The sequence below is a fragment of the Flavobacterium sangjuense genome (assembly GCF_004797125.1).
Lineage (GTDB): Bacteria > Bacteroidota > Bacteroidia > Flavobacteriales > Flavobacteriaceae > Flavobacterium > Flavobacterium sangjuense.
The window spans coordinates 1,608,706-1,634,962 of record NZ_CP038810.1 but is presented as its reverse complement, the minus strand read 5'-3'; the positions used below and the strand labels follow the sequence as shown (position 1 = coordinate 1,634,962).

Genomic DNA, 26,257 nt, shown 5'->3' with positions numbered 1-26,257 from the left:
AGTTACTAAAAACCTTTTAAACGAGTAATTCTATCCATTGCTTTTTAACTATTTCCCAATCAAAGCTTTGAACCGATTCTTTGCCTTTTTCCGATAAAGTATTGGCCAGATTTGGTTCTGTGAAAAGTCGGTTAATTTGATCTGTCATACCATCAACATCGTCATCGTTTACCAAAAGTGCATTTACGTCATGCTCTAATAAATAAGGAATTCCACCAACATTTGTTGACACAACCGGTAAGCCCAAAGCCATGGCTTCAATAACACTAATGGGTGTATTATCAAAATGTGTTGTATTTATAAAAACATTGTAGTCTTTTGACAATTCAATCCAATCTGTTTTTGACAATTTGCCTGTAAAAATGACTTCGATATTATTTTTTTTGGCAAATTTTAAAGTTTTTGAATAACTATCATCTTTTTTGGGACCTACCATACAAATTTTGGCTTCAGGAAAAGCAGCCTTTATTTTGATAAAAACTTTAACCGCCATTAACGGATTGTATATTTTAGCAAATGATCTTACCCAAAGTATTTTTGGTGATTTAAATTCTTTAACTGTAGATGGATACAATTGCATTTCAATGGTATTGGGAATATATTTTAAATTCGTATACCCACTTTTTTTAAAAGCTTCTAATAAGTAATAAGATGGTGCAATATTTATATAGGCATTTTTAAAAATTAAATTTGAAAAGAATTTACTTCGCACAATTCTACTTGGCAAATTACCACCGTGAAGTTTAGGTATGTATTTTAAATTTAGAATTCTGCAAAGCTGGGAAATAATAAAAGCATACCAAAAATTCTTAGTACTATAGGTGTCAATTAAAACATAATCAACTTTTCTGGCATATTTGAATGTTTTCAATATCATCTCAAACATTCGCGAGACTTTATTTTTTTTGGATGAAGCATAATAAACATGAAAACCTTCTGCTTCCAGAAACATTCCTAATGTTTCAATAGAAGTAGAAGTATATCCATGATCTGATAATTTATTCCCTATGTAAAGGAGGTTCTTCACCAATAAATACTTTTAATAACGATAGCGAATATACAAAAGCTGGTGCGGCTAACCGCATTGCAGCATGATTAATTGTTAGCAACCAGAATATAACGAAGCAAAACAAGTATATATGTTGCTGATTATCAAGAAATAAGAAAATCGGCGTAAATAAAACTATTAATAATGCTATTATCCCCATTGTTCCGTGTTCAGCTAGTGTTCTTGAAATTTCACTATGAGATGCAACAATGTATCCACCTGATTTTTCCTCTCTTATTTCCAGTGCTTTTGCAACTCCAATACCAAAAACCGGATTATCAAGAAAATCAGCTATTTCACTATCCCAAATTTCTTCCCTCCCCGAAAATTTACTTTCCTTCACTCTTCCTGCTGCATCTTGATTGGCATATCGTTTATCAATTAATCCACCTGTTTGATTGGAAGTATATAACCAAGTCACAAAAAAGGCGCCCATCATAAAAATTAACAATCGATAAATATTATATTTCCCTTGGCTTTTTGATTTTATAAATAAATATAAAATTAATACTGTTATCATTATAAAACCAGTAATCATTCCTCCCCTTGAAAATGTAACTAAACCTCTGTAAGTAATGTTGAATAGTATAATTATATTTATAAAAAACAACAATTTTGTTTTAGATTCTAAGAGTAATCTAGAGAGAAAGACAAACATTCCAAGCCCCATTAAAGTGGCCACTTGATTAGGTCCAAATCCACCGGATGTTGCATTATTCGACCCAGTTCCTACCAGGACTTCTTTTAAATCCGGAGTGTATAAAATTAAATAAATCGTGGTTGCAAATACAGGCAATGCCGAGGCCAATAATATTCCGTTAAGCTGTGAAAGAAAAATTTTCCGATTGTAACAATATAGTGATGCAATACCAAGACAAGCCGGTCCGGAAATATTGAACGCTATTGCCTTTCTGACATCCGTTTGCATGTTTAGTGTTTCAGTCGCTATAATTACACCGGGTAATAGCAATAACAGATAAATCCAATATGGCACTGCATTTTTAGAAAATCCACTATAATACATTCCCAAAGCCAGAAATACCATCACACCATATTTAGAGGATTCATAAAGTAAATTACCTCCTGTCATTCTCAAAAGTACTTCGCTCCCAACGATATACGCAGATACATATAACACTTCGTTATTTCTATTTTGCGTTTTTATTACATAGTATAAACCAACTGCCGGTATAGCGATAGCATACATAACCGAGAATGGTCGCACAAGGAAAATTAAAACCGCAATTGCAGCATGTAAAAGAATTAATAAAATATAGTTTCTTTCTTTCATATTTTATAAACTTAAAACCCAGTTTAAGTACTTAGCAATAACACCCTCTTCTGAATTATTTTCTAAAATGGTTTGATGCAGCGAATTCCCCATTTGAATGCGTAAATCATTTTCATCTATAAACCTCACTAGTTTTTGATAAAACAAATCTGCCTCATTTACATCAACAATAAACCCATTAATTCCATCTTTGATTATTAATGGTATTTCACCAACTTTAGTTGAAACCACTGGCTTTTTCGAAAGCCCATATTCAATTAAAGCTATAGGCAAACCTTCTGATTTTGAAGTCAGAATGGCGATGTCTGATTGATTTATAATGTTTTTAATATCGTTTTTTGAACCATATATAAAAACATTTTCTTCTAAATTCTTATTTACAATTGCTGCTCTGACATTGGCTGAATAGTCATCTTCAAAATCTTTTCCCACTAAATGAAATGACCAATCCGGATGCGATTGCTTCAACTTTTCGGCTACTTCCAGCAACAAAAAGTGATTCTTTTGATCTCGTAAATTGGCGAGACAGAGTATCTTTTTCCCCGATTCTCCTTTTAAAACAGTTTCAGTACTCGCAGCGTTATCAATAGTGGTAAAATTAGGCAAATAAATTACGTTTTGGCAATTCAACTCTTTTTCTGCCCATGCTTTGAGCTTGTAATTTACCACAATGATACCCTTGAAAAAAAAAGAGGCAATCTTTAACGCAAATGATTTTTCAGAGCTGATAAATTCACTCAAACCATTGTGGTCATGCCAGATTATTTTGACTTTTGGGTAAACAAATTTAACCAATAAGGCTGTGAAATAAGAGCTGCTATGTGGCTGAAGAAATTCGACTTTGTTTTCCTTGCAATACTTTCTTAATCTAAAAACAGCACCAAAATCAATAGTTGCCTTTTTCTTTAAGAAAAGATACGAAACCGAATCACTCAACTGATTTTTCAATTTTCCTTCAGCTCTTGTGGCAACTAAACCTGAAAACTCATTGGTAACAGAAAGTGCATTAGCATAATTAATTGCCATTTTTTCGGCTCCGCCAATTTCTAATGAGTCAATAATTTGAACTGTTCTCATGATTTTAAAAGCAGTTTAATTTCGGCTTCAAAAACATCCATAGTATACTGTCTCGACCATTGAATTGCTTTATTCACTTTATCCTGATACAAATTATTATCATTTAGAATTGATTGGATATTTTGAACATCCTGGTTTAATTTCAAATCGAGCAACAAACCTCTATTCCCATTTTCAAGCATATTGGGAACACAGGAAACTTTTGAAGCTATGGGCAAGCAACCCCAAAACATTCCTTCGGCTACCACTTTTGGCCAACCTTCACTCAAGGATGGTAAAACTACAAAATGATTTTCTAAATAAGCCTTTTTAATCACTTCCTGATTTTGGTTGCCTTTAAGAAAAATAACATTTTCCAATTTATTTTCAGAGATGTAATGCTCAAGCATCGCTCTTTCATTTCCTTCACCATATAGTGTTAATTGAATAGCATTGCCATTCTTATAAAGTTCTTCCACTAATTTGATGGCATACAAAGGTTGTTTACCATTGGAAAGTGTTCCCGCAAAAAGAAATGAAATTTTCCCTTTTAATTCTCTGGGTTTTACTTCTATTTTATCTTTTTCAAAATAACTTGCTGTGAAAAAAGGCTTTATATTTTTTGTGCTGTTCTCCCATTCGCCATAGACTAAAACCTGCATGTTTTTGGTTAAAAACGTATTGCTCAAAATCCATTTTTGAATACGATAACTCAATGGCTGCTTTGCACTTAAATCCCAGTTGCCCGCATATTTTGCGGTTTTAGGTTTGGCCGGAAAAAGTATTTGAACCAAACAACCTAACAAACCTATGTTTCCAGGACAACGCAAATGAATATGGTCGGCATTTTTCATAGTTTTGTACATTTTCCAAACTATTGAAGGCATTACCATCAAAGAATGTAAAGCGTTTTTAAAACTGGAAATGTCAAAATTAGCAACAGGAACAAATGTTATTTTTTCATGCTGATAAAATTCTTGTATAGGACTTTTGGGAGTAGAATGTAAAGGCGCAACCAGTAAAACTTCGGAAACGTTCTTTATCCATAAATTCATTTCGCGAACATAAGGTTCATAACCAAAATAGTTTCCCAATTCTTTACCATGAATGACATGAGTTATTATGGCAAACTTCATCGCGATTTATTTTTTTTGCATTAACATAGTCAAATGCATACATTTAAATAATTGGCTGTCTGATTTCGCAGACAAATCCCAATCTTTTTTATGCCATTTTTTTCCAATGCTTTGTTTTTTCTCTTCAGATAAGAAGGGAATAAAATTCATAATAAAATACCATTTGGCCTGGCCTAAAAGTCCGTGACGCTCAACAATATTAAAAGTTTTAGCGAATTTAAAATACGTTTTTTTAGTAAACGGCCATTCCCAATCTTTATCCGATTGAAACGGGCGATACAGAACACGCATAATTTTGATTGGCAAACTGGTTTCTAAAGGATCATAACTTATAACAACACCACCAGGTGCTAATTTTTCATCAAGTTTGGCTATTAAAACATCCGGATTTTGAAAATGATGCAAAACACCATAAGCATAAATGATGTCAAAATCTTTATCCGGGAAATCGGTTTCCGAAAGAAAATCAGCAGCAACAGCTTTAGCGTTTGGGTATGGTTTAATTCTTTCGGCTAGCCTTGCTATGGCAACATCACTCAAATCAAGACCAATAAATTCCTTGCTGTTTTCAGCCATATACAAACTCCAGTGATTGCCGGCAAAACAACCTAAATCCAATACTTTTTTATTGGACAAATCGCCAAACCACGTTTTATGTATTTCATAGGATTCGCTAAGAATGCCTATATCTTTTCTGATTTTTTTTAGTGTTTTCTCTCTGAAATAATACCAAATTCGGGTTGGCAAGTTTTTTTTATCACTTTTATAATTATAAAAATCTTTTTGCTTTTTATTGATTTCTATGATTTCTTCCTGAGTTTTCATCTTTATTAAAGAGGTTTATTAATGAATAATGAAAGCCAACCAACTATTCTTCCATTAAATTCGGTAAATGCTTCTTTTCCTGGTTGTAAATATATTGCTAAATCTTATAACTGCCAATATAATATGACCATTAGTCCTGAATCAATACGATTTCTTTACAATAACTTATATAACTCCAATAAACCTATGCAGTAGACCATAAACACCATATAGAGAGAAACACGCCAAAACAAAATAATTAAGGAAAATAAAATTACTGTTTATATTGTTTTTGGTTTGCTGATAATTGTAAAACACTATGGCAAGCAGAAAAACTGAAATATACCATCTGAGTTCTACATAAGAAATTATAATTAATGATAAAATGGAAATCATCGCGATCAGTGAGTAGGGTATAAAAAATTTGGCACTCAACAGCTTTTCTTTTTTAAAATTCATTGCAATGAAAAAGAAAGGAAATAATAGAATTAATCCTAATTGCCTAAATCCATAAAACATAGAATAGTAAAAGTCTTTGAAAAATTCCGTTATTGTCAGAGCATAATCGAAAGTCATTCCTGTTATAATACCATCAGGCAGAGAATTAGGTCCGTTTTTTTTCAAATAAGCTTCCGTTTCTTCCCAACTTGGATGCTGAAAATTTGGCAGCTCGTCCTTATTCACCATTAATTGCGCCAAATACTGTCTCTGTGTCCATGTGGCAATTTTACTTGATGGTCTTTTATCATCATAAGACAATTTATGATTGGTTTTTATGCTAGGAATGTTGACCAAAATAAAAAAACAAAACAGTAGCAACGGTAAAATCATCTTTTTAGTAAAAAAGTTAAACCCATTCTTATACAGAAAGAAAAAGCCAAAGATTATCACAGGCAGATATACATAAAATAATTCTCTGGTAAAAAAGGAAATTATCAAACCTGAAAAAGCGAGAATCTCATTATTCATTTTTTTATTCTCAATAAAATAAAAAACCTCGGTCATAAAAATGAGGACACCTATAAAAAAGAGTTCGTCATTAGTTCCCACAAAGAAAAAGGCCACTGTTGCTATATAAAATGCCAAATAATAATAGAAATTAGCCGACTTGATTTTTACCACTTTAAAAAAATAGCCGACCAAAGCTAGCAGTAAAATAAGATTCGTAAACCGTAAAGCAATGTGTTCTTCAAAGATTAAAGAAAACGGATAGGCCAAAAGCATATAAGGAATACAAATACTTTTCTCTATTGCTGCAATCCAACCATTTGTTTTTATAAAAACTAAGTCACTAATAAATAAACTTTCATCTCCTCCACCTGCTCCGGCAATGAAGAAAAAATAAAAAAAGGATACGGCTAAATAGGACAAAGCTCCTATTTTAAACAAAAGTTCAAAAGTATTGGTGTATTTCAAATGTAATTTATTCATAAGGCTTCGATTATTTCCCGAATATTTAATTCATAAAAAAATGGCAATCTCAATAAGCAATCAGAGTACTTATCGCTTTGGTTTAATTCGGGAATTATATTATTAGTTTTATTAAAAACGCTACTGTGCAAACTGATATAGTGAAAAACAGCCAGTATATCTTTGCTTTTCAATTTATCAATAATTGCCTGTCTTTGTTCTATCGACTTACAAACCAGATAAAACATATGTCCATTATTGGTGGCATAGGATGGAACTACAGGAAGTGTTATCTCATTTTTTAAAGCCCAATCTTGAAGTTCATTATAATATTTTTCCCAATGTGAAATTCTCACTTTTTGGATATCTTCAATGTTCTCCAATTGTGCCCAAAGAAAAGCAGCTACTATTTCGGATGGTAAAAAGCTGGATCCAATATCAACCCAGCTGTATTTATCTACTTCGCCTCTGAAAAAAGCAGACCGATTAGTCCCCTTTTCCCAAATTATTTCGGCTCTTTGAGCAAAGCTTTTATCGTTAATGACTAACATTCCGCCTTCTCCTGAAATTATATTTTTAGTTTCATGAAATGAGAATGCAGCCAAATGACCTATAGAACCCAGTGGTTTCCTAATTCCGTCTTTACCGGTATAAAAGCTGTCAATGGCTTGAGCTGCATCTTCAATGACAAACAAATTGTATTGATGAGCCAGACTCATGATTTTATCCATATCACAAGCTACTCCGGCATAATGAACCGGCACTATGGCTTTTGTCTTTGCTGTAATAAGTGCTTCCAGTTTTTCTTCATCCATTCCCGGATGATCCGATCTGCTGTCAGCAAAAACAATTTTGGCTCCACGCAATACAAAAGCATTAGCTGTAGAAACAAACGTAAAAGAAGGCATGATTACCTCATCTCCTTCTTTAATATTAATCAAAATGGCGGCCATTTCAAGTGCATCCGTACACGAAGTCGTCAACAAACACTTATTAAAGCCATACTTCTTTTCAAAAAAATCATGACAACGTTGGGTATAATAACCATTACCCGAAATCTTGCCTTTTTTTACAGCATCTTCAATGTAGACTATTTCTTTACCAGTGAGATAAGGTTTGTTGAAGGGAATCATTTTAAACTGTTTTATATTTTGAATCTTTAATTTCTATGAATTTGGATTCAAAGTATTTATAGGACAAATAACTAATTAATATTGTAATAATAAAAATTAATGGATAAATTAAAAGGTTATAAATAAAACCATTTTGATTGTAGGTATAAAATTTATTGATAAAAGGAAACACCAGAAACATCACAAAAGTGTGGTACATATAAATCCCATAGGATATCTTCCCCAGGAATGCGAACTGCTTATTTCTGAAAACGATTGGATTTTTATCGTTTATACTGCATAAAATCAAAGCCAAAAAAAGAAGGCTAACCACTATTTCCTGAACTTCAATTCTGAAAACCGGCACGGAAACAAAAAGTAAAATCAGCATTACTATTAAAGCGTATAGGAATTTTGATTTTGTATATCGTTCAACAAGTTCCTTTTTGTAAAAGAAAAAATAACCTCCGATAGAACCGATGGCCATAAAATGAAATGGAATTGATACCATAATAACCGAAAATGGGTAAGGAATAAAACCATTTTTAGCCAAGAAAATCGCTATTGGAAAAACAAAAAACAACAAAAGGAAAACCCGTATTATTATTTTTCTATTGAGAAATAAAATTAGTAATGGCCAGATTAGATAAAATTGTTCTTCTACACCAACAGACCAAGCCTGAGAACAACCAACCATTAAATATCCCGACCATAAAGCAACATTTGGCATAAAAAACAAATAAAACAATATGCCTTTAATTCCGTAATTATGGGTGTCAATTATTTGATTATAAGACAAGGGGTCTTCTTTAAAAATATCAAAATTGGTAGCTAATAATGGAATCAAAATTACAGCTATTGCAAAAACAAAATAATACAACGGCCATATTCTGTAAATTCTCCTTAAAAAGAATTTTTTCAATTGGATTGTCTGATTTTTTTCTTTTTCTAATAACAACAAATAGCTTATCAAAAATCCGCTTAAAACAAAAAATAAGAAAACGCCATTTTGGCCAATATTGCCTATAAAATAATTACTAAAGCTAAAATTACTGTGAAATGAATTTATAGTATTATTCAGTTCAATATGATGCAAAACAACCAAAAGAGCGGCAATCGCTCTTAGTTCATTTAATCCGTTTAAAAAAAAAAGTTGTTTTATTTTCATTTCAATAATTTACTTCTAATATTTATTCTATTTCAATACTATCAACTTTTTTTTACGCTCTTAGATAGTATTCGTTGAATAAAATCGCCTTATTGATTACTAATCGGTACAAATTTAGCCTTTGCCGGAAGTAAAAACTTCATAAAACTAACTTCTTCATTGCTCCCGGTTTTGGTATAGGTTCTGTCTGCTACGTTAAAATAAGTACGTCCGGAATCAGAGAAATCAATTTCGGAATTGTCTGTAACCAACTTAATTTTTTGACAGGAACTATCCCATTCGTTGAGATACAATTTCATTTTAGCAAGTTTGTCTTCAATGCTAACCGTTTCAAACTGAAAACCAATTTTATCTGATATTGATTTGGCTGGAGAACCGGCATAAATTTCGTTAAAACTCATGTTTTTTGTAATTACCGAACCAACCATCGCCATTGATTTATCTTCGGCAACTATTGGCGACACTATACAATGCCCGACGAACCAAACATCGTTTCCAATTATCATTGGTTTTTCTGTTAAAAAACGACAACCTTCGAGTGTGTCTCCATACTTAATGTGGCTCCAAATTTGGGAATGTGCTCCAATTCCGCAATTGTTTCCAATGGTGGTTCCTCCAATAGAATCAATTATGGTAAATTGTCCTATCCAGGCATTATGTCCAATATGACAAGGTAAGTAGCCGTGAACATTGGTATTGTGTTGTATTTTGGAATAGTCGCCTAAAGCAAAGTCATCACAGATTATCTGAACATTTTCGCCTATATAACAGTTGTCTCCAATTACTATTTTTTTTGCTTTACCGCTAACGCCTCTAATTTTAGCCGAAGGTTCGATGATGGTATTTTTGCCTATGACTATTTCATCCGCATCAATATTATTATACTTCATAGTTAACCGTTTTTTGAATTACAAATGGTTTTCTTCCCTTGGTTTGGTCAAATATTTTACCAATATAAATGCCTACTATACCAATAATTGTTATAATAACACCTGATAAAAACCATATAGAAACCATCAGCGAACTATACCCTAAAACACTAATTTCACCTGAAAAATATCTGAAAATAGTCACTATCCCAACCAAAAAAGAAATTAATGACATGGCCATACCAAACTTCACAAATAATTTTAAAGGCTTATTGGAAAAGGAAATAATGGTATTAAAAGCAAGACTTAATAATTTTGAATAACTATAGGAAGATTTCCCGGAAGCTCTTTCGGCGTGTTCTACCTCGACGGTTGCCGAGTTAAAACCAACCCAATTGACAAACAAAGGAAATGATTTTATATAATCATTCATCTCTAAAACTTCGGTTATTACTTTTTTGTCATAAATACCAAAATTAGCAATGGAGTTGTCAAACTTAGTATCGGTTAAATAACTATATACTTTGAAGAAAAATTTAGACGAAAGCTTTTTTAAAAAACCATCTTTTCGGTTACTTCTTTTAGCGAGGACAATTTGAAATCCTTCCATTGCTTTACTGTAAAGCTTTTCGATTTCTTCGGGCTGGTCTTGCAAATCACAATCCATAACCACTATCCAATCGCCTTTTGCAAGAGAAAGTCCGGCATTGATAGCTGGATGCTGACCGAAGTTTTTGCTTAATTTGATTCCCTTTACTCTCGAATTAGTAGCAGCAATCTTTTCGATAACGCGCCACGAATTATCAGGACCACAGTCTTCAACTAATAAAATTTCATAATCATCCGTTATTTTGGCAATTGATTTTTCAATTCTTTCTACCAAACTCGGAATAATCGTTTCGGCTTTATAAACCGGCGATACTATTGATAATTTCATATCTTAAATTAGTTACGATTTAATCTTTGGTTTGTCGAACCACAAACTAAACCAACCGACCATTCTTCCTAATGACTCGGTAAAAGCTTCTTGCCTTTTGTTTGTTGTAAATATATTGGTAAATCTAATAAAAGTCAACAATAATACGATGGCATTCCATTTAAATTTGGCTTTCAAAGAAGGATTTGGATATTTAACGCGCCAAACATACCAGCCATTTCTAACTACCATTTTACCATATTGGTATTTGTTAGGTCTTCCTGATTCGTCATGAAAATGTCCGAGTTGTGCATTTGTATTGACATATAATTTACCTGTTTTGGAAAGTCGAAGCGTAAAATCGGCATCTTCATACAAGCCATAACCTTCAAAATAAGTAGAAAATGCAAACGTATCAAAGACCGATTTTTTGAAAGAAGAAACGCCTCCCATTAATTGCTCTACTTCATATATTTTAGCTGATGGTGGTAAAAAACTAATGCTTCTACCATTAGAGAATTCGGGTAAAAATCCAGGCTTTGTATCACTGTCTAATCCAAATCTTTTTCTTAAAACAAACCGGCTTCCATCATTTTGTTTCCAACCATCATAGGCAAACTCTTTTATAGTTGGAACATAATCCTCAGCTACTTTTTCCCATTTTGTTTCGTTGTTTATATAACCGCCAACACCAAGTGCATCAGGAAAAACAGTATATACTTTGATGATTTCTTCAAAATAATTTGGTGCCAAAACCGTATCATCATCCAAAAAGCAAATAATTGCTGAATCGTTGGCCACTTTTGAAACGCCAAAATTACGTTGCTTGGTTAAGCCTCTATGCTCTGGCGGAACTCGGAAATATTTCAAATTTTCAAAATGATTTTTTCCCAAAACCTCTTCCGTTTCACTGTTTGTTGAACCATCGATTATTAGAATTTCATTCGGATAAAATGTTTGCTGCTTTACTGAATTCAACAGATTCAGCAAAGGAACAGGACGCATATAGGTGCAAACTATCAGAGTGAAATTCATAATTATTGGGTTCTTTTACCAAGTTTCAGAAGCTTCTTGGCATAAAAAATAGATTTGTTAAACTGTAATTGTCGGTATGGCATTTTCAAAAATCGCAAAGGCATTGACAATTTTGGACCTTTAAAAAGAAACAGGAAAAAGTATTTATGCCGGTATTCGTTTACCGTTTCTTTGCCAAATTGTTTATAGTAATAATACATCAATGTCGGGCTCGGAACGGGACGAATCCATTTTACCGGAGTATCAAGTTCCCATGGTTGTTTTTTCCTTTTCTTCCCAGTTATTTTTGCCTGATTTCCCCAAAAACGATAACCACCAACCGGAGGTTTCAAATGCAAATTTGTGGAATATGGATTTTGAAGTACAATGACACCAGCTTTTAATAAATCAAACCCATAATCGATATCTTCTCCATAGCCACCATCATAGTTTACATCGTTTCCAACCAAGGCATCAACATATTCTTTTTTGACACAATTATTAGCATTATTATAGATTTGGGCAACACCCGACAAGAATCTTCCGTGACCATAATTATCCAGTTTATGCTTCAGATCATCCAGATTTTGTTTTTGATGATCAGCCCGAATATCAAGTCCGTTACATGCTCCGGCACCATAGGTTTGTAAAAAACTAATGTGGTTCTGAACATAATCTGCTGGCAATCTGATATCATCATCACCAAAAATCACATAATCGCCATTACATAACGCAATGGCCTCATTTCGGGCTCTGCAACTTCCTTTTGTTTCCTGCCATTTTACAATCAATTCGAATGAATAATTAGTCTGATTATACAAGCTGGCATCTCTTTGGTCAACTGGTGTTGCGTCAACGATAACAACTTGAGTGGGTTTATAACTCTGTTTAGACAAATCATCTAATAAGTTTAAAGTAAAATCCTGCCGCATCATCGTCGGAATGATATAACTCACTGTCGGGCTTCCCTGAATCGGCTTCAGTTCACGTGGCGTAAGGATAGGTTTCGCACCAGATTTTTTGTAATTTTTCCTAGCGTAAAAAAAGGCATTCCATTCTTTAAATTTCCAAAAACCTTCACGGTAAATCATGAAAATCGAATGGTCAATTTTGAAGTTTTTAATAAAAAAAGTATATCGGTCTTTGGCAGAAATTGTAATTTTTTCTTTCGCATCACTTTCAAACAATCCTTTAACATAAAGTGGAATTGCACCACTAATCCGCAACGCATTGTAACCAAAATCCAATGCCTGCATTTGACTGTTTTTATAATCAGCATCAAATCCTTTCAGCGCTTCCCAAACCGATTTACGTACGGCAAAATTATTTGGATTCACTCTCCAACTAACACAAACATCCAGATTGTCAAAGTCTTTAAGAAACCAAAAAAAAGTAGCTGTTTGATATACCAATTCAGGGAAAGCATTTTTATATCCTTGTTCAAAAGAGCTGTGCCAAATATCCCCAACTCCTTCTGACAATTCTTCTAAACTGTCAAAATTCGGGTTTCCGCTATAAAGGATTTGCTCGCCTTTCTTTGTAGTATATTCTTTGAGTACTATCATTTATGCTTGTTTAATTCTTCCTGATAAAATGCTAAACTTTGTTTGGCAACTACTTCAATGCTAAATTTTTGTTCCACTTTCTTTCTGGCTTCTGTGCCAAATTGGTTTCTTAACTCCTTATTTTCAAGTAATTCTAAAACTTTATCAGCATACATTTTATGATTTTTGGGATGCACTAAAAAACCATTTACTCCGTCATCTATAACTTCGGTTGCCCAACCAATATCGGAGGCAACAATTGCTTTTTTTAGCGCCATGGCTTCTATCCAGGAAACTGGTAATGCTTCGGCAAAGGTTGGAAAAACACAAACGGAAGCCGAACTAATATGTTCCCTGATTTTGTCATAAGCAACACTGCCAATATAATTCACATTTTTCAAAGCGTTTCCATCAAATAACGATTGCATCATCGTCCAAGTGGAAACATTTGCCGAAATAATATCCGAAGAATCACGGCCAATCAAAATTAATTTGGCGGCATTGTTTTGCTTATACACTTCGTTAAAAATCAATGGTAATTCTAAAAGTCCCTTTTTTCTAATTAAAGTTCCAAAATATAAAATGGTATTCTCCTCAACATTAGCTACGCTTTCCGAGAACTTATTAATATCAATGGAGTTGGGAATAATCGTAAAATCGCGCTCCAATGAAAATAATTCTTTGGTTACAGCTGCCGTGTATTGACTAACGGAAAGTAACCCATTAGCATTTTGCAACGCACGTTTTTCATGAAATTTGTTCCAAAATTTTACCGGACGATTATCCAAATGACAAAAATAAGTATCTGAACCATTCAGACGGATAACAACCGGGCATTTTGGCTTTATATTAGACGTTATTCCTGTCCAGTCTGCGGCCTCAAGGATTTCAATTTTGCTTTCTTTGACCAGCTTATTAATTAGTTTTTGAATTTTATTTTGAGTTAAAAGTCTGGAAAATCCTTTTAGTTTTACGTTTTTAATGCTGTAAAAAGAAATTCCGTCTTCTACAAAAAAGCCGTCTTCTTTTTGACCATACACTAAAACACTTACTTCATGCCCTAACCCAATCAATCCTTTGGAAAGATTCAAAATACTTGTTCCAATTCCGCCAGCCGGACCCATTTTTGGATGTGGAAATTCTGGTGTTAGAAAAGCAATTTTCATATTAGTTGGAGCTGTTATGAATATAATAAGGCGATAAATCTTTATCCAAAACGGTCATTTTTGAAGTCAAAATAGTTTTTCCGTCTGCAATACTTTCGGTTACTACTGCATTGGCACCAATCGTTACATTATTGCCAATGGTAATATTGCCAAAAACTCCGGCATTTGGACCAATAAAAACACGATTCCCAATAGTTGGAACTCCCTTTTTTTCTCCGTAATTGCTAATACCAATGGTCATTCCTTGTGAGATGTTACAGTTTTCTCCAATAACAGTATCGCCATGAATGACAATATTTCCAAAATGACCGATATAAAATCCTTTTCCTATTTGAGTTCGATACGAAATATCAAATCCATATTTAACTTTTAATCGTCTGAGCCACAAAAAGAAAAAATAAAACAACATTCTGTTTTTTCTTCTGTAATGCTGGGTTAAACGAAAAATTGTCATGAATTTCAAACCCGGATTTGGTTGGATATAAAATGTAGAAAACAACACTCCAAAAGATATCTTTTGGATGCCACAACGTTTAAAATCGGATAAAATATATTCTCTCAGCATTATGTTTTACAAATTTCATTTATCGCATTCCATATTCTTTCAGAGGCTAATTGTGGCGGATGCTGATTAATTCTTTCGAACCATTTTTGAGCCTGGTCTAAGTTTCTCTTGTTATTTGACACAGCATTTAAAATAGCTGCCGATATTTCTTCAGGATTATCAATCCAAAAAACTACTTCTTGTGAAGGCATCGAACGGAAATGAACATAACTATAACATTTATGAATATCCCATTTCTTATCCAATTGCTCCTGCTGATTATATCTTAAATATGCTGTAGGTTTATTATGTGCTGTAAAATCAAAAACTGTTGAAGAACCAATAGTGATAAGCAATTCGGAATATTCGACTAAGTTAGAAAATAAAACATCATCTTTAATTGTTGGCAGAATCGAATTCCATGCTGTAGACATCGCTTTCCAAAGTGGGTCAACAAAAACAACTTCTTCAGAATACTTTTCTAAAATAAAATCAAATCTTCCTGAAAAATCAACTGGACTCTTTCTGAATATAATCCCAATATTATTTCCTTGTGCGTTTAACTTTCTTACTGCTTCTGCAATATCTATCAAATACTTCGGATCATCAGGGCTTGAAGTTTCATCATTGCCGGAAAAACAGATATATTTTTTTGATAAATCTAAACCATTTTGCCTGAAAAATTCTTCTTTGGGTAACAAATTATTTTTGTCAAAATGCATTTCAAACTGCGGACTTCCGGTAACAATTACTTGTTCCGGTTTAATGTAAGGATAATAAAAAAGCAATTCATCCTTCATATAATCGCTCCACACAAAATAATAATCGGTCTCAACTACCATAGTTGCCTTGGGCAAATTATCCCATGAAAAAATGAATGTAGCGGTTGGAATTCCCAAATCTTTTGCGGCAAGAAGAGGTGCGACAGTTGTAATATGCCTTTGATTTGTACAAAAAACTATCGCAGGTTTTTCCCTTTCTAAAGTGGTTAAAGATTCGTGATAATAAAGTGTTTTTCTTTCACTTTCATTAATTTTTTTTCTAATTCTTACTAATCCCCAATTTGTTGAATGAGTAAGAGTTAGGAAATTAATTAAACCACTTTTGACAGCCGATTTAACCGTATTATATCGAAAGGGAAACCTATATCTATTGTATACTTTATCCTTGGTTTTTTTAATATTCAAATTAAACTCAACCTGAACTTTTGCACTTTTATAAAAATCCGTTAGCGGATGAAGTTTAGCATTGCTGATTTTTAATTCCTTATAACCCAAATCAGTTAAGGGAAACTGGGTTATGTTCCAGAAAATAATCTCAGAATTGTTGTCGGCTGATTTTTTATAAAAGTCAGTATAACCAAAGTTTCTCAATCCAAGACCATCTGGTAATAATATAAATATCTTTTTGTCGCTCATTGATTTTAATTACAAACTTCCAATTCTACCATGATCTGAAAACGATCTGTGAACAATAAAATTGTTGTCTAAAGGCTTCTCTGAAAGAAAAGTTATATCGCAAAAATAGTCTTTTTGTAAAGGATTTAAACGCCATGGAACAACACTTTTATAATCAAGAACCCAATTATTTTTTTCTAATTCAATTGTTTTTAAGTCATTCCAGGATGTTATATAATCAATCCATAAATATCCTAATTCCCAGATTTGATTTTCCGATGTGGTTAAATCTTCAATATCAACCATTCTTATACCGCCAACTCTTTTGTTACAAACTGCTTTTGACCCTGAATTTAACAGTAATCCATCCAATGATGGTTGCTGGAAATAATGAGAGTCTTTGATTATAAGTTTTTCTGTATCTACTTCAATTGGAATGCAAACACTTTCAGTTGTTGGATTACTTATGTTTGGATTAATTTTCACATATCGTACTAAATCATAATACCTAATCCAGCGCATATTTCTGTATAAACCAAGTCCAGCCTGATTTGCTGCTGTGGCCGCCAATGGATAATAATTTCTGGCTAATTCATATAATCTTCCTAATATCCCTTTTCCTCTACATTCTTCTTCTAAATATACATTTATAATCCAAGCCATTTCACCTCCAAAGTTGGCACCAACGTGTCCTACAATTGTATCTGAATCATTAAGACAAATAAAGGAACGTCCAAATTCTTTATTCCCGTATTGCCATTGCCAAAAATCTTTATTCTGCAATGGATGATTCTCTCTGTAAATTTTAGAGAAAAAAACAAATAACTTATCCCAATCTTCTATGGTTGCCTCTCGTGTAATCATAATTTAATTTTTAAAATCTTTTCCGCCCAATAAATCATTACAATCAAATCTCTTTAAAAGAAGTTTATCAGCACCGGAAACATTGCTTCCTCTTTCCATTGTAAAACCGATTTTGTGACCTAAAGCGGCCGCAGTTTGAGGAACCGGTGACAAACATGCTTCTTTTGTTCCGTATGGATAACTTATGGTCAAATTGGCATTCTCTTTAAATGAGTTTAAAAACTGTATCGTTTTTGACATTTCATTTTCAATAGCTTTCGGACTTAACAAACCTAATGCAAAATGGCTGTGTGAATGGCTTCCCAGCATATTCCCATTCGCTAAATCCTGCAACTGTTGGTGATTCATATATAAATCAGTGCCTATTTTTTCTGAATCAAATTTATCAGAAAACAAACTGTCAATCACATTTTTTAACTGGATTGATGTTAATTTAAAATTCAATAAATACTTTAAACAAGCACTATTAAAATCATCATAAATATAATATGAAACCGCTTTCTGTTTTTCATTTTCTGAAAGTTTGACATCGCAATCAGATAATTTTGTTTCAATATATTCCAGAAGAATCTTCGGTTCTGTTTGTGAACGAACCAAATGAATTTTATGAACTAATGAAACTTCTTTTTCAATGTGATTTATCGAATTTATAAAATATAATGCTTTGATGTTATGCTTGTCAAGTATGGGTTTAGCTACTTCATACTGTTCTCTCAAACCATCATCAAACGTTATCAAAATGTAATTATCTGCTGAGTTTAAAATAAAATCCAGATTGTCTGTAAGATAGTCCGGAGAAATAAACTTGCCAGTAGTCTTGAGTAAAACTATCTGCTTTTCAAAAGAAGCCGGTGTAACGCCAAAGATACTTGGGAAAGGTGCGCCAAAATTTTCTCTGATATAATGATAGTTACTAACCGTTAGCATTGAAAAAATAATATTTGATTTGCATTCTTATTTTTAAATTGAACGCTCAAATATCTTGATTTTATGAGTAATATAAAAAGTAATAGCTATTTAATTGCAAAATTTTTATTAATACCTATAGTCAATTCTCCTGATTCGAAAAAATCAAAATTATAATCCTTTAAAATGCTGTAAATAGCTTCCCTGCAATCAAACTCGTCATGAATTTCAATAGCAATGCATTTTGTATTGGCTAAAAAAGAAACATCTGCCTTTGCTCCGGTAAAAACTTCTTTTTCAGAACCTTCTATGTCAATTTTGAGTATGTCAATCATTTCAAATTTATGTTCCTGCATCAAATGACTTATAGAAAATGCTTTTAAATCAGCAGCTTCAGAAGTTTCTTCTACCCGAATTGACCAATCTTTTTTATCTCTAAAATCTTTGACTAATTTCAGGTTGGCATTTCTGCTCCAAAGTCCGCCTTTTATTTGGATGCTGTTTTTAACTCCGTTAGCCTTTAGATTATAACTAACACTGTCAAAATTTGAACTATCAGGTTCAATGGTAATGAAATTAGAATTTGAAAAATGCTTAGCCAAATAGACCGATGTCAAACCAATATTACTTCCGGCATCAATAATGTTGAGCATTGTATCAGTTGGGAAATGCTTCTGAAAAGCGGCAACAAGTGGTTTGTATTCCTGATATTGATAAATTTGAGCAAAAACATTTAAGTCGCTTGATGGTCGTTTTCTAAGTTTAATCGTTGCTCCAAAATCAGGGTAATTGGCAACAAAATCTTTTTCATTTTCCTGTTTTAAAAAACCGTTAAAAGTGATGAGATGAAAATAGTATTCGTTGATTTGCTTTTCTTTTTCGGAAGTTTTGAAATGCAATATCCTTTTCAAAAGATATTTTAAAACCAAAATTCCATTGAAAAAATCTAATCTATACAATTGAAACAGCTTCTGCATTCTTTAAAAATTGATGTTTTTAAACTGCTTTTGATGACTTATTTCCCATATTTTGGTTGACAATAAAGAATTTAAGAACAATTCGGCACTATTTCCTTTTCCGAAATCATTGTCAGTCTGACTTTGCTTATGCTCTGAAATAGAACATAACGCATCTAGAATATTTTGTTTCTGATAGTCAACATTTATAATATCGGCATTTAAGCTTCTGTTTTGTTGACGCGTTCCAATATTAATAATGGGAATGCCATAATAAGGAGCTTCTCTAATTCCAGCACTGCTGTTGCCTATAATGAATTTTGCCTTTTTTAGTAAAACCAAAAAATACTCAAATCGAAGTGATGGAAATATTCTAAAATTAGGATTGCCTTTTAATTTTTGATAAGCTTCAATGATATATTTACTTCCCAAATCGTTATTAGGATAAATGACCACAAAATTTTCATTTACGGCCAATAAACTTTCAACAAAATCTTCGGCATATTGCTTCATCTGTTTAGTTTCGGTTGTAACCGGATGAAACATAACGATAGCGTATTGGTCGAAATCAATCTGATAATATTCCTTAACACTTTCAAGAGTTGGCAAATTGTCTGAAAACATAATATCAATATCGGGAGAGCCTACAGTAAAAATAGAAGATTTTATTTCTCCCATTTGCAGTAATCGCTTTGCGGCCTCATCATTGGAAACAAAATGAATATGGCTCAATTTGGTCACGCTATGGCGAATCAGTTCATCAACCGTTCCTGACAATTCACCACCTTCGATGTGGGCAACTAAAATGTTGTTAAGCGAACCTACAATGGCACCTGCTAACGTTTCAACTCTATCGCCGTGAATGACAATCAAATCGGGGTTTATTTGTTTGCAATAGCTTGAAAAACCTTCAATGGTTTTTGCCAAAGTCAAATCCATCGTAGTTTCGTGTGTATGATTTTCAAAAGCGTGAACGTTTTTGAAATTGCAGCGTTCTATTTCGATAAGCGTATATCCATATTCCTTTTGTAAATGCATACCAGTTACAAAAACAAAAACTTCAAATTCCTGATTATTTTCAAGGATTGAAATCAATGATTTTATTTTGCCAAAATCGGCACGTGTACCGGTAAGAAAAAGGATTTTCTTTGTTTTATTCAAAATCTGTAAAGTCTAATTGTTCGTCGTTATCAATATCACGATTTGCTGTTTTTCCGATTAAATCATTGAAATGTTCCGCTAAAATTTTACCCGTACCAGGACGTTTCACCCAGATATTTTCTTTGGATAACTTATCCCCTTTTTTGATAGGTAAAATAGAACAAACCGTTGCAAAAGCAAAATCGATAGTTACCTGTTCTTCTTTGGCGGGTTCTTTTTGTCCGCCACGCATTTGCCATATTTCATTCGAAGAAACTATTAATTCCGCACAGGCGCTTTCGTCCATACTGCAAACAATATCAGGTCCGGTTCGTTGCATATGGTCCGTAAAATGTCGCTCCAAAATACTTCCTCCAAGTGCGACTGCACCAAGACATGCATTATTATTCAACGTGTGATCCGATAAGCCAAAAACCTTATCCGGAAATGCTTCGTGCAATTGTGTCATAGCTCCAAAACGAACCAAATGTATTGGTGTTGGATATAAATTAGTCGTATGTAATAAGGCCACCGGAATTTTGTGTTTATCAAAAATAGCAACCGCTTTTTTCACACTTTCAATAGTATTCATGCCAGTACTTAAAATCACTGGTTTCCCAAAACTACAAATATGTTCCAGCAACGGATAATTATTGCATTCTCCTGAACCAATTTTATATGCCGGTATATCAAACTTTTTTAACCTTTCGGCTGCAGCTCTTGAGAATGGTGTAGAAATAAAAATCATTCCTTTGCTTTCTACATAATTTTTAAGTTCTAATTCGTCAGCTTCATTCAGAGAACAGCGCTCCATTATTTCATAAATGGAAACATCAGCATTCCCCGGAATTACTTTTTTGGCAGCACCACTCATTTCGTCAGAAACAATATGAGTTTGGTGTTTTACAACCTCAACTCCGGCGCGGAAAGCGGCATCAACCATTTCTTTGGCAACTTTAAGTGAGCCTTCATGATTGATTCCTATTTCAGCTATTACTAATGGTGGAAAATCCTGGCCAATTTTTCTTCCTGCTATTTCTATATACGGATTCATTTTAGATTTACTTTTTTGACTTTTTCAATAAATATTCGGCATAATCAAAGTCTTCCTGAGTATCAATATCAACTGTTGAAAAAGGATGATTCACCTCAAACGGAAAAGCATTTTTTGTGATAATAGTTTCTTTTAAAACGGCTGCTGTTTTGCTAATATACAACAATCCATTTTCAAAATAAATAGGTTCTAAATCCTGACTTCTTTGCCCTATTTCATAATTAAAAGGAACAAATTTATCATTTATTATTTTACCAAATTTGTGTTGGTTTCTGGTTACTGTAAACAAACTATCACAACTCTTGTTTTGATAAATATCAAAGGCTTCTTTCAATAAATTTTCAGGACGCAACGGATTTGTAGGTTGAAGTAAAATTACATTTTCGATTTTCTTATCGTTTATAACTTCTAAACAATGCTTCAACGCACTAACTGTAGGCTCAAAATCTCCGGATATTGCTGTTGGTCTGTCAATTACTTTGGCTCCATACTTTATTGCTATTTCCTTGATTTTTTCATCATCAGTACTCACAAATATGGCGTCAATTATTTCAGGATTTTGTTGAGCATACATGATGCTATAGGCAATCATCGGAATGCCATTTAGAAGTAAAATATTTTTATCGGGCAATCTTTTCGAACCGCCACGTGCAGGAATTATTGCAATATTCTTCATTAGTAAAATTAGTGATTGTAAAAATAACCGTTTTTATGGTTTCCAATATATTTTTGCCTCGTTTAATTTAACATAAACATCGTATTCCTCGCTTGTTAAAGCATTTCTGTTTTTAATCAACTTTGGAAAGCAGCAAATCAAATCAAAAATAGCCAAAAGCAATGGTTTTATTACTTTAAAATCGCCTTTTAGAATTTTGGTTTTGCATTGCATCCATATAGAATATGCCAATCTTCTTGGGATTTTACCAAGTGGGAGAAACAAAAAATAAATATACCAATCGGCTCTGATTGCTCTTCTGTAACGAAAAGCAAAGTCATTATTTGATTTTGTTCTTTCTTTTAAATCAACTCTATGCAATACCAAAAGTTCAGGAACATAATGAACTTCCCATTTTGCTTTGAACAATTCAAATGAGGCAAAGGTTTCTTCTCCATAAAACTGAAACCACTCAGGATAATTTGAAATAGCTCTCCAGGCTTTCATTCGCCAAACGTGACCACAGCCAACATAGCTTTTTACCTTTTGCTGAATTTCTTTATTATTGCCATTTTCGGGTGCTGTTTTACTCCAATATATTCGGGTTGCTATCAATCCACATGCTGGATTATTTTGAAAATAAGCAGTAATAATTTCTATTGGAGTTTCAGTTAGAAAATGTGCATCATCATCTAACGAAATGGCAAAATCTGCAGTTGTCTTATTGAGCATCACATTTCTACAAAAAAGATATCCTTTTGACGTTTGGTTTCTCAATACTTCAACCTCCGGAAAATTTGATTTTACTTTTTCAAAAGTAGCATCAGTTGAGCCATCGTCAAATACAACACAAGTCACATTTACACTAAATAAATGCCTTATTTTTTGGAGTGTGAACAACAAATCGTCGCAACGATTTTTGGTAGAAATAAGTATGGCGGTTTTTGAATTTCCAACGGTCATTTTAGTAGTTTTTAGCAACGTCTTTGGGTAAACCTTTAAAATGATAAAAATATTTTCTGAATGCTTTATTGTCAAATATTTTTGCGAAAATTCTATTTTTTATATAAAAAGAAAAACGGCTCACTTTTGCCGGCTTCTGTTGGTTAATAAAATGCACTGCTTCTACTTGTGAAACGGTATTTTTTTGAATTTCTGAGGTCATCCAATCTTCAGCAACATTGCCCATGTGATAGGCGTAATTATCATTGGTTGTCAATCGCCAAAGCCCTTTTTGCAATGGGCTTTCGTCCAAATATTTTTCAGAATCAGCGCCCATTTTATAACCAAAATAGGTTTTAATTTCGTCGAATAACTCTTTCCTGTATGTCGCCACAAAATGTCCGGAACCTACACCAGCTCTAAAATCTTTATTCTCGATAGAAAGTGTCCAACGCAAATAATCGTGATTATAATTTTCTCCCCAACCAATGCTATAATAAAACTTTTTGAAGGCATCGGGGTTCTTAACTTCGGTAAATTTCAGATTGTTGGAAAACAATTTTTCAAATATCAAATTGCTTGACAAATGCGCAAACGTTCTGATTTGAGGTACAATGCCTACAACGCCTGCTTTTGGGAAATTGTTAAAAACAGCAATGGTTTCTTTTTGCCAATCTTTCAAAAACAAAACATCCGAATCGGATATGGTCACTAAAGGGATGTTGTTTCCGGATAAACCTTTAAAAATCGCGTTGATTTTACCTAGATTGTCGGTGTGAATGACTTCCTGAATTTTATTTGCTTCATATAATTGATTGAGATAATCAACTATTTCTTTACAGCTACCGTTATTGACAACAGTAATCATGGTTTGATTGTGCATTGTTTGCAACAAAGAATTCAAGCAATGTTTCAGTATGGTAAAAGCGTCTTTATAATAATCTTCAAAATGAGGTATGAAAACAGGAATAATCACCTGATGCAGGTAATCACTTTGGTCTAAAGGTTTGTCTTTATGCGGATTGAATCCCACTCTCATACCACTGTTTTTATTGGTGCTAATTTATTGAAAAAGCCCTTGTTAATAGTCTTTTGCTTCTTCTTTTTTCAATCCTTTGAAACGCAAAAAGTTTTTCCATAAAATATGTCGGGAAAACAGCAAGCGACCAAAAACATTCAGTTTGAACCAATTTAAAAAAAGAGAAGATGTAACGGAAACCCATTCAGGTTTAAGAATGCTTTGTTTTTCTTCGATTAAATCGTTTAACTTATTATACATCCAATCTTCGGTATGATTGCCCATATGATAAGTAAAATTTTGCTCCGTTGATAAACGCCAATACCCTTTTTTGATAATTCCGATATCGATTGGTTCCATTAAATTATTACCCAATAATGTATGGGTATTCGCAAAGCCATTTTGAGGTAAAGCATCACGACGATAAGTGCAAACATAATGTCCTGCACCAACTACAGCGCTGACGTTATGGCGATTTACAGTCAAATATTTTTCCAAATGAATTGGTCGATAAACCCAATTATTTCCAGTACTTTCAGCAAAATCAATCATCGCCTGAGGGTCTTTAACTTGGGCAAAACGCAATGATTTAGAGAAAAATTGATCAAAATAAATGTTCTCCGTCAGTTTTTTTAAAGTTCTGGAATTGGGTGTTGTACAAACCGCTCCGGCTTTCGGAAAGGCATCCAATATGTCGTAAACCGATTTTTGCCAACCGTTTAAAAACAATACATCAGCATCTGCCATCGTAACCACAGAAAATGATTGTCCGATTAAGGCTTTGTTGATTGCATTGATTTTTCCGATATTGTTGGTATGAATCAATTCGTGAATTTTTCCCTTATGGTACAATTCTTCTAAGTAGGTTGCTACTTCAGCCGAAGAACCATTATTAACAATTGAAATAAAGGTCTTAGAATGGGAAGTCTTGAGTAATGAATCCACAGTGATTTTAAATACATTAAAACTGTCTTTAAAATAATCTTCGTTGTTAGGAATATAAACCGGCACAATCACCTGATGAAAATAATCAGAAGAGTGAAGTGATTTATCTATTTGTGGATTCTTACCTATTCTCATGAATTCAAATACTGATTCAAGCAATTGTTATATTTTTCTTTAATCGCTGTAAACTGATAGTCTGCAAGGTAAACTTCTCTGTTGTTATTTGCAATTTTTTCAAATTCGTCCTTACTCAGTTGCTGTATTTGGGCTAAACTATCCAAAAAAGATTGTTGATTCTCAATATCGAACCAAAAATTATTTGGTGAATTAGCCAGTCGTTCTTCCATGGCGCCAACTCTTGTAGATAAAACCAACTTGGCTGCAGCCATCGCTTCCAAGCCAACTAAAGGTCCTGATTCTTCGAGAGAAGGAATAATTAGAGTGCTAATTTTTTGGAAAAAAAAGTTCAACTCTTCAGGTTGACTTTGTCCTAAATACTCAATATTGTCTGTTTGATTAATGGCTTCAATTACTTCTTTTTTCAATGGACCGTCGCCTGCGATTAACAATTTTCCAGTGTTGGTATTTTTAAAGAAACGTATCAGTTCCAATATACCCTTTTCACTGCTTAATCGACCTAAATAGCCGTAAATATTTTGGTTATTGCTGATAGGTAAAGCTAATAATTTTGACTCAAATTGAGCGCATTGGTCAATAATTACAAATGGCAAGGGCAACTGTTTGTTTAAATTATTGGCATTGGTTTTAGAATGGTGAATAAAACAAGTCACATTTTTTAAAAACTGAAAAGAGCTGACCTCAAATTTGCGAATCGTTCCGGTGGTTCTGATGAAAAAGGGTTTGTTTAATTTATGACAAATTTCTATGGCTTCTTTCAGATAGGAAGAAGTTGGTTGTACACAAGCAATTACAGCATCAGTCTTTTTGAGTTCATTGAAAAGAATCCTTTTTTGGACTTTTTCAAAATCAAAAAAAGAGTTTGAGATATCGTTTTTTAGGTAAGCATAAGGCAATTTTTTCTTTTTATTCTTCCAATAAAACACTTGGGACAAAACCCTTAAAAACCAATTTGATTTATAGATTTCCTTTTCGAATGAATTAAAATCAACCTTTTTCAACCCTTGAATTGCATAGGAATTCCCAGTGATGTAAATACTGGAAAAGACAGCTGTTTGATATTGATCACTAATGGCTTTGGCGATAATATTAACTTCTATATCTCTTCCTCCAAAATCACCAATCGGTCCAAAAAGCAGTATTTTTTTTTTCAAAATATATTCA

25 protein-coding genes are annotated in these 26,257 nt (G+C 33.1%); all 25 read right to left on the bottom strand.

Translation table 11 applies throughout. From position 1 onward, the window contains the following. Nucleotides 1–16 precede the first annotated feature (16 nt). Nucleotides 17–1,027 (bottom strand): glycosyltransferase family 4 protein, encoded by a 1,011-nt coding sequence (locus tag GS03_RS07050; RefSeq protein WP_246034020.1) that lies wholly within the window; start codon nucleotides 1,025–1,027, stop codon nucleotides 17–19. Beyond that, nucleotides 999–2,339, bottom strand: coding sequence for an O-antigen ligase family protein (locus GS03_RS07045; RefSeq protein WP_136151844.1), 1,341 nt, complete (start codon nucleotides 2,337–2,339; stop codon nucleotides 999–1,001). The genes GS03_RS07050 and GS03_RS07045 overlap by 29 nt, the downstream gene beginning before the upstream one ends. A 3-nt stretch (nucleotides 2,340–2,342) precedes the next feature. Next, nucleotides 2,343–3,416, bottom strand: coding sequence for a glycosyltransferase (locus GS03_RS07040; protein ID WP_136151843.1), 1,074 nt, complete (start codon nucleotides 3,414–3,416; stop codon nucleotides 2,343–2,345). Then, a complete protein-coding gene (locus GS03_RS07035; protein WP_136151842.1) occupies nucleotides 3,413–4,531 on the bottom strand; it encodes a glycosyltransferase family 4 protein in 1,119 nt (372 codons plus the stop codon). The genes GS03_RS07040 and GS03_RS07035 overlap by 4 nt, the downstream gene beginning before the upstream one ends. 6 nt (nucleotides 4,532–4,537) lie before the next feature. Next, nucleotides 4,538–5,356, bottom strand: coding sequence for a class I SAM-dependent methyltransferase (locus GS03_RS07030; RefSeq protein WP_136151841.1), 819 nt, complete (start codon nucleotides 5,354–5,356; stop codon nucleotides 4,538–4,540). Between the two features lie 165 nt (nucleotides 5,357–5,521). After that, nucleotides 5,522–6,766 (bottom strand): hypothetical protein, encoded by a 1,245-nt coding sequence (locus tag GS03_RS07020; RefSeq protein ID WP_136151840.1) that lies wholly within the window; start codon nucleotides 6,764–6,766, stop codon nucleotides 5,522–5,524. After that, the gene (rffA, locus tag GS03_RS07015) at nucleotides 6,763–7,878 is read right to left on the bottom strand and encodes a dTDP-4-amino-4,6-dideoxygalactose transaminase (RefSeq protein ID WP_136151839.1); all 1,116 of its coding nucleotides are present in this window, start codon (nucleotides 7,876–7,878) and stop codon (nucleotides 6,763–6,765) included. Before rffA ends, GS03_RS07020 begins: the two co-directional genes overlap by 4 nt. 1 nt (nucleotide 7,879) lies before the next feature. Beyond that, nucleotides 7,880–9,025: an acyltransferase family protein gene (locus GS03_RS07010; RefSeq protein ID WP_136151838.1), complete on the bottom strand. Its 1,146-nt coding sequence runs from the start codon at nucleotides 9,023–9,025 to the stop codon at nucleotides 7,880–7,882. A gap of 89 nt (nucleotides 9,026–9,114) precedes the next feature. Beyond that, nucleotides 9,115–9,915, bottom strand: coding sequence for an LbetaH domain-containing protein (locus GS03_RS07005; RefSeq protein WP_136151837.1), 801 nt, complete (start codon nucleotides 9,913–9,915; stop codon nucleotides 9,115–9,117). Next, a complete protein-coding gene (locus GS03_RS07000) occupies nucleotides 9,905–10,831 on the bottom strand; it encodes a glycosyltransferase family 2 protein (RefSeq protein WP_136151836.1) in 927 nt (308 codons plus the stop codon). Before GS03_RS07000 ends, GS03_RS07005 begins: the two co-directional genes overlap by 11 nt. 12 nt (nucleotides 10,832–10,843) lie before the next feature. Next, entirely contained in the window at nucleotides 10,844–11,845 is a 1,002-nt protein-coding gene (locus GS03_RS06995; RefSeq protein ID WP_136151835.1) for a glycosyltransferase family 2 protein, read from the bottom strand. Between the two features lie 2 nt (nucleotides 11,846–11,847). Further along, complete coding sequence (locus tag GS03_RS06990; RefSeq protein ID WP_246034018.1) at nucleotides 11,848–13,389, bottom strand: glycosyltransferase family 2 protein; 1,542 nt, start codon at nucleotides 13,387–13,389, stop codon at nucleotides 11,848–11,850. Further along, a complete protein-coding gene (locus GS03_RS06985; protein WP_136151834.1) occupies nucleotides 13,386–14,534 on the bottom strand; it encodes a glycosyltransferase family 4 protein in 1,149 nt (382 codons plus the stop codon). The genes GS03_RS06990 and GS03_RS06985 overlap by 4 nt, the downstream gene beginning before the upstream one ends. Nucleotide 14,535: 1 nt before the next feature. Continuing rightward, nucleotides 14,536–15,099: a serine O-acetyltransferase gene (locus tag GS03_RS06980; RefSeq protein ID WP_136151833.1), complete on the bottom strand. Its 564-nt coding sequence runs from the start codon at nucleotides 15,097–15,099 to the stop codon at nucleotides 14,536–14,538. Continuing rightward, complete coding sequence (locus GS03_RS06975; RefSeq protein WP_136151832.1) at nucleotides 15,099–16,496, bottom strand: CDP-glycerol glycerophosphotransferase family protein; 1,398 nt, start codon at nucleotides 16,494–16,496, stop codon at nucleotides 15,099–15,101. The genes GS03_RS06980 and GS03_RS06975 overlap by 1 nt, the downstream gene beginning before the upstream one ends. A gap of 9 nt (nucleotides 16,497–16,505) precedes the next feature. Next, entirely contained in the window at nucleotides 16,506–17,339 is an 834-nt protein-coding gene (locus GS03_RS06970) for a GNAT family N-acetyltransferase (RefSeq protein ID WP_136151831.1), read from the bottom strand. 3 nt (nucleotides 17,340–17,342) lie between these two features. Then, complete coding sequence (locus tag GS03_RS06965; RefSeq protein ID WP_136151830.1) at nucleotides 17,343–18,266, bottom strand: polysaccharide deacetylase family protein; 924 nt, start codon at nucleotides 18,264–18,266, stop codon at nucleotides 17,343–17,345. Between the two features lie 86 nt (nucleotides 18,267–18,352). Next, nucleotides 18,353–19,222 (bottom strand): FkbM family methyltransferase, encoded by an 870-nt coding sequence (locus GS03_RS06960; protein WP_136151829.1) that lies wholly within the window; start codon nucleotides 19,220–19,222, stop codon nucleotides 18,353–18,355. 3 nt (nucleotides 19,223–19,225) lie between these two features. Then, nucleotides 19,226–20,365, bottom strand: a complete 1,140-nt coding sequence (gene neuC / locus GS03_RS06955; RefSeq protein WP_136151828.1) for a UDP-N-acetylglucosamine 2-epimerase — start codon at nucleotides 20,363–20,365, stop codon at nucleotides 19,226–19,228. Continuing rightward, nucleotides 20,355–21,395, bottom strand: coding sequence for an N-acetylneuraminate synthase family protein (locus GS03_RS06950; protein WP_136151827.1), 1,041 nt, complete (start codon nucleotides 21,393–21,395; stop codon nucleotides 20,355–20,357). Before GS03_RS06950 ends, neuC begins: the two co-directional genes overlap by 11 nt. Nucleotides 21,396–21,402: 7 nt before the next feature. Then, nucleotides 21,403–22,071: an acylneuraminate cytidylyltransferase family protein gene (locus GS03_RS06945; protein ID WP_136151826.1), complete on the bottom strand. Its 669-nt coding sequence runs from the start codon at nucleotides 22,069–22,071 to the stop codon at nucleotides 21,403–21,405. 33 nt (nucleotides 22,072–22,104) lie between these two features. After that, complete coding sequence (locus tag GS03_RS06940) at nucleotides 22,105–23,013, bottom strand: glycosyltransferase family 2 protein (RefSeq protein WP_136151825.1); 909 nt, start codon at nucleotides 23,011–23,013, stop codon at nucleotides 22,105–22,107. A gap of 1 nt (nucleotide 23,014) precedes the next feature. Then, nucleotides 23,015–24,031, bottom strand: coding sequence for a glycosyltransferase family A protein (locus GS03_RS06935; RefSeq protein WP_136151824.1), 1,017 nt, complete (start codon nucleotides 24,029–24,031; stop codon nucleotides 23,015–23,017). A 42-nt stretch (nucleotides 24,032–24,073) separates the two neighbouring features. Next, nucleotides 24,074–25,114, bottom strand: coding sequence for a glycosyltransferase family A protein (locus tag GS03_RS06930; protein ID WP_246034016.1), 1,041 nt, complete (start codon nucleotides 25,112–25,114; stop codon nucleotides 24,074–24,076). Beyond that, nucleotides 25,087–26,247, bottom strand: coding sequence for a glycosyltransferase family 4 protein (locus GS03_RS06925; protein ID WP_168710280.1), 1,161 nt, complete (start codon nucleotides 26,245–26,247; stop codon nucleotides 25,087–25,089). The genes GS03_RS06930 and GS03_RS06925 overlap by 28 nt, the downstream gene beginning before the upstream one ends. Nucleotides 26,248–26,257: the final 10 nt, after the last annotated feature.

Bases quoted from the DNA above. Each gene is read 5' to 3' on its own strand.
- GS03_RS06990 (WP_246034018.1), bottom strand. From the start codon at position 13,389: ATGATAGTACTCAAAGAATATACTACAAAGAAAGGCGAGCAAATCCTT.
- GS03_RS07010 (WP_136151838.1), bottom strand. From the start codon at position 9,025: ATGAAAATAAAACAACTTTTTTTTTTAAACGGATTAAATGAACTAAGA.
- GS03_RS06940 (WP_136151825.1), bottom strand. From the start codon at position 23,013: ATGACCGTTGGAAATTCAAAAACCGCCATACTTATTTCTACCAAAAAT.
- GS03_RS06965 (WP_136151830.1), bottom strand. From the start codon at position 18,266: ATGCTAACGGTTAGTAACTATCATTATATCAGAGAAAATTTTGGCGCA.
- GS03_RS06975 (WP_136151832.1), bottom strand. From the start codon at position 16,496: ATGAGCGACAAAAAGATATTTATATTATTACCAGATGGTCTTGGATTG.
- GS03_RS06980 (WP_136151833.1), bottom strand. From the start codon at position 15,099: ATGCTGAGAGAATATATTTTATCCGATTTTAAACGTTGTGGCATCCAA.
- GS03_RS06935 (WP_136151824.1), bottom strand. From the start codon at position 24,031: ATGAGAGTGGGATTCAATCCGCATAAAGACAAACCTTTAGACCAAAGT.
- GS03_RS06950 (WP_136151827.1), bottom strand. From the start codon at position 21,395: ATGAATCCGTATATAGAAATAGCAGGAAGAAAAATTGGCCAGGATTTT.
- rffA (WP_136151839.1), bottom strand. From the start codon at position 7,878: ATGATTCCCTTCAACAAACCTTATCTCACTGGTAAAGAAATAGTCTAC.
- GS03_RS07040 (WP_136151843.1), bottom strand. From the start codon at position 3,416: ATGAGAACAGTTCAAATTATTGACTCATTAGAAATTGGCGGAGCCGAA.
- GS03_RS07020 (WP_136151840.1), bottom strand. From the start codon at position 6,766: ATGAATAAATTACATTTGAAATACACCAATACTTTTGAACTTTTGTTT.
- GS03_RS07045 (WP_136151844.1), bottom strand. From the start codon at position 2,339: ATGAAAGAAAGAAACTATATTTTATTAATTCTTTTACATGCTGCAATT.
- GS03_RS06960 (WP_136151829.1), bottom strand. From the start codon at position 19,222: ATGCAGAAGCTGTTTCAATTGTATAGATTAGATTTTTTCAATGGAATT.
- GS03_RS07005 (WP_136151837.1), bottom strand. From the start codon at position 9,915: ATGAAGTATAATAATATTGATGCGGATGAAATAGTCATAGGCAAAAAT.
- GS03_RS07030 (WP_136151841.1), bottom strand. From the start codon at position 5,356: ATGAAAACTCAGGAAGAAATCATAGAAATCAATAAAAAGCAAAAAGAT.
- GS03_RS06945 (WP_136151826.1), bottom strand. From the start codon at position 22,071: ATGAAGAATATTGCAATAATTCCTGCACGTGGCGGTTCGAAAAGATTG.
- GS03_RS07000 (WP_136151836.1), bottom strand. From the start codon at position 10,831: ATGAAATTATCAATAGTATCGCCGGTTTATAAAGCCGAAACGATTATT.
- GS03_RS07035 (WP_136151842.1), bottom strand. From the start codon at position 4,531: ATGAAGTTTGCCATAATAACTCATGTCATTCATGGTAAAGAATTGGGA.
- GS03_RS06985 (WP_136151834.1), bottom strand. From the start codon at position 14,534: ATGAAAATTGCTTTTCTAACACCAGAATTTCCACATCCAAAAATGGGT.
- GS03_RS06995 (WP_136151835.1), bottom strand. From the start codon at position 11,845: ATGAATTTCACTCTGATAGTTTGCACCTATATGCGTCCTGTTCCTTTG.
- GS03_RS06970 (WP_136151831.1), bottom strand. From the start codon at position 17,339: ATGATTACACGAGAGGCAACCATAGAAGATTGGGATAAGTTATTTGTT.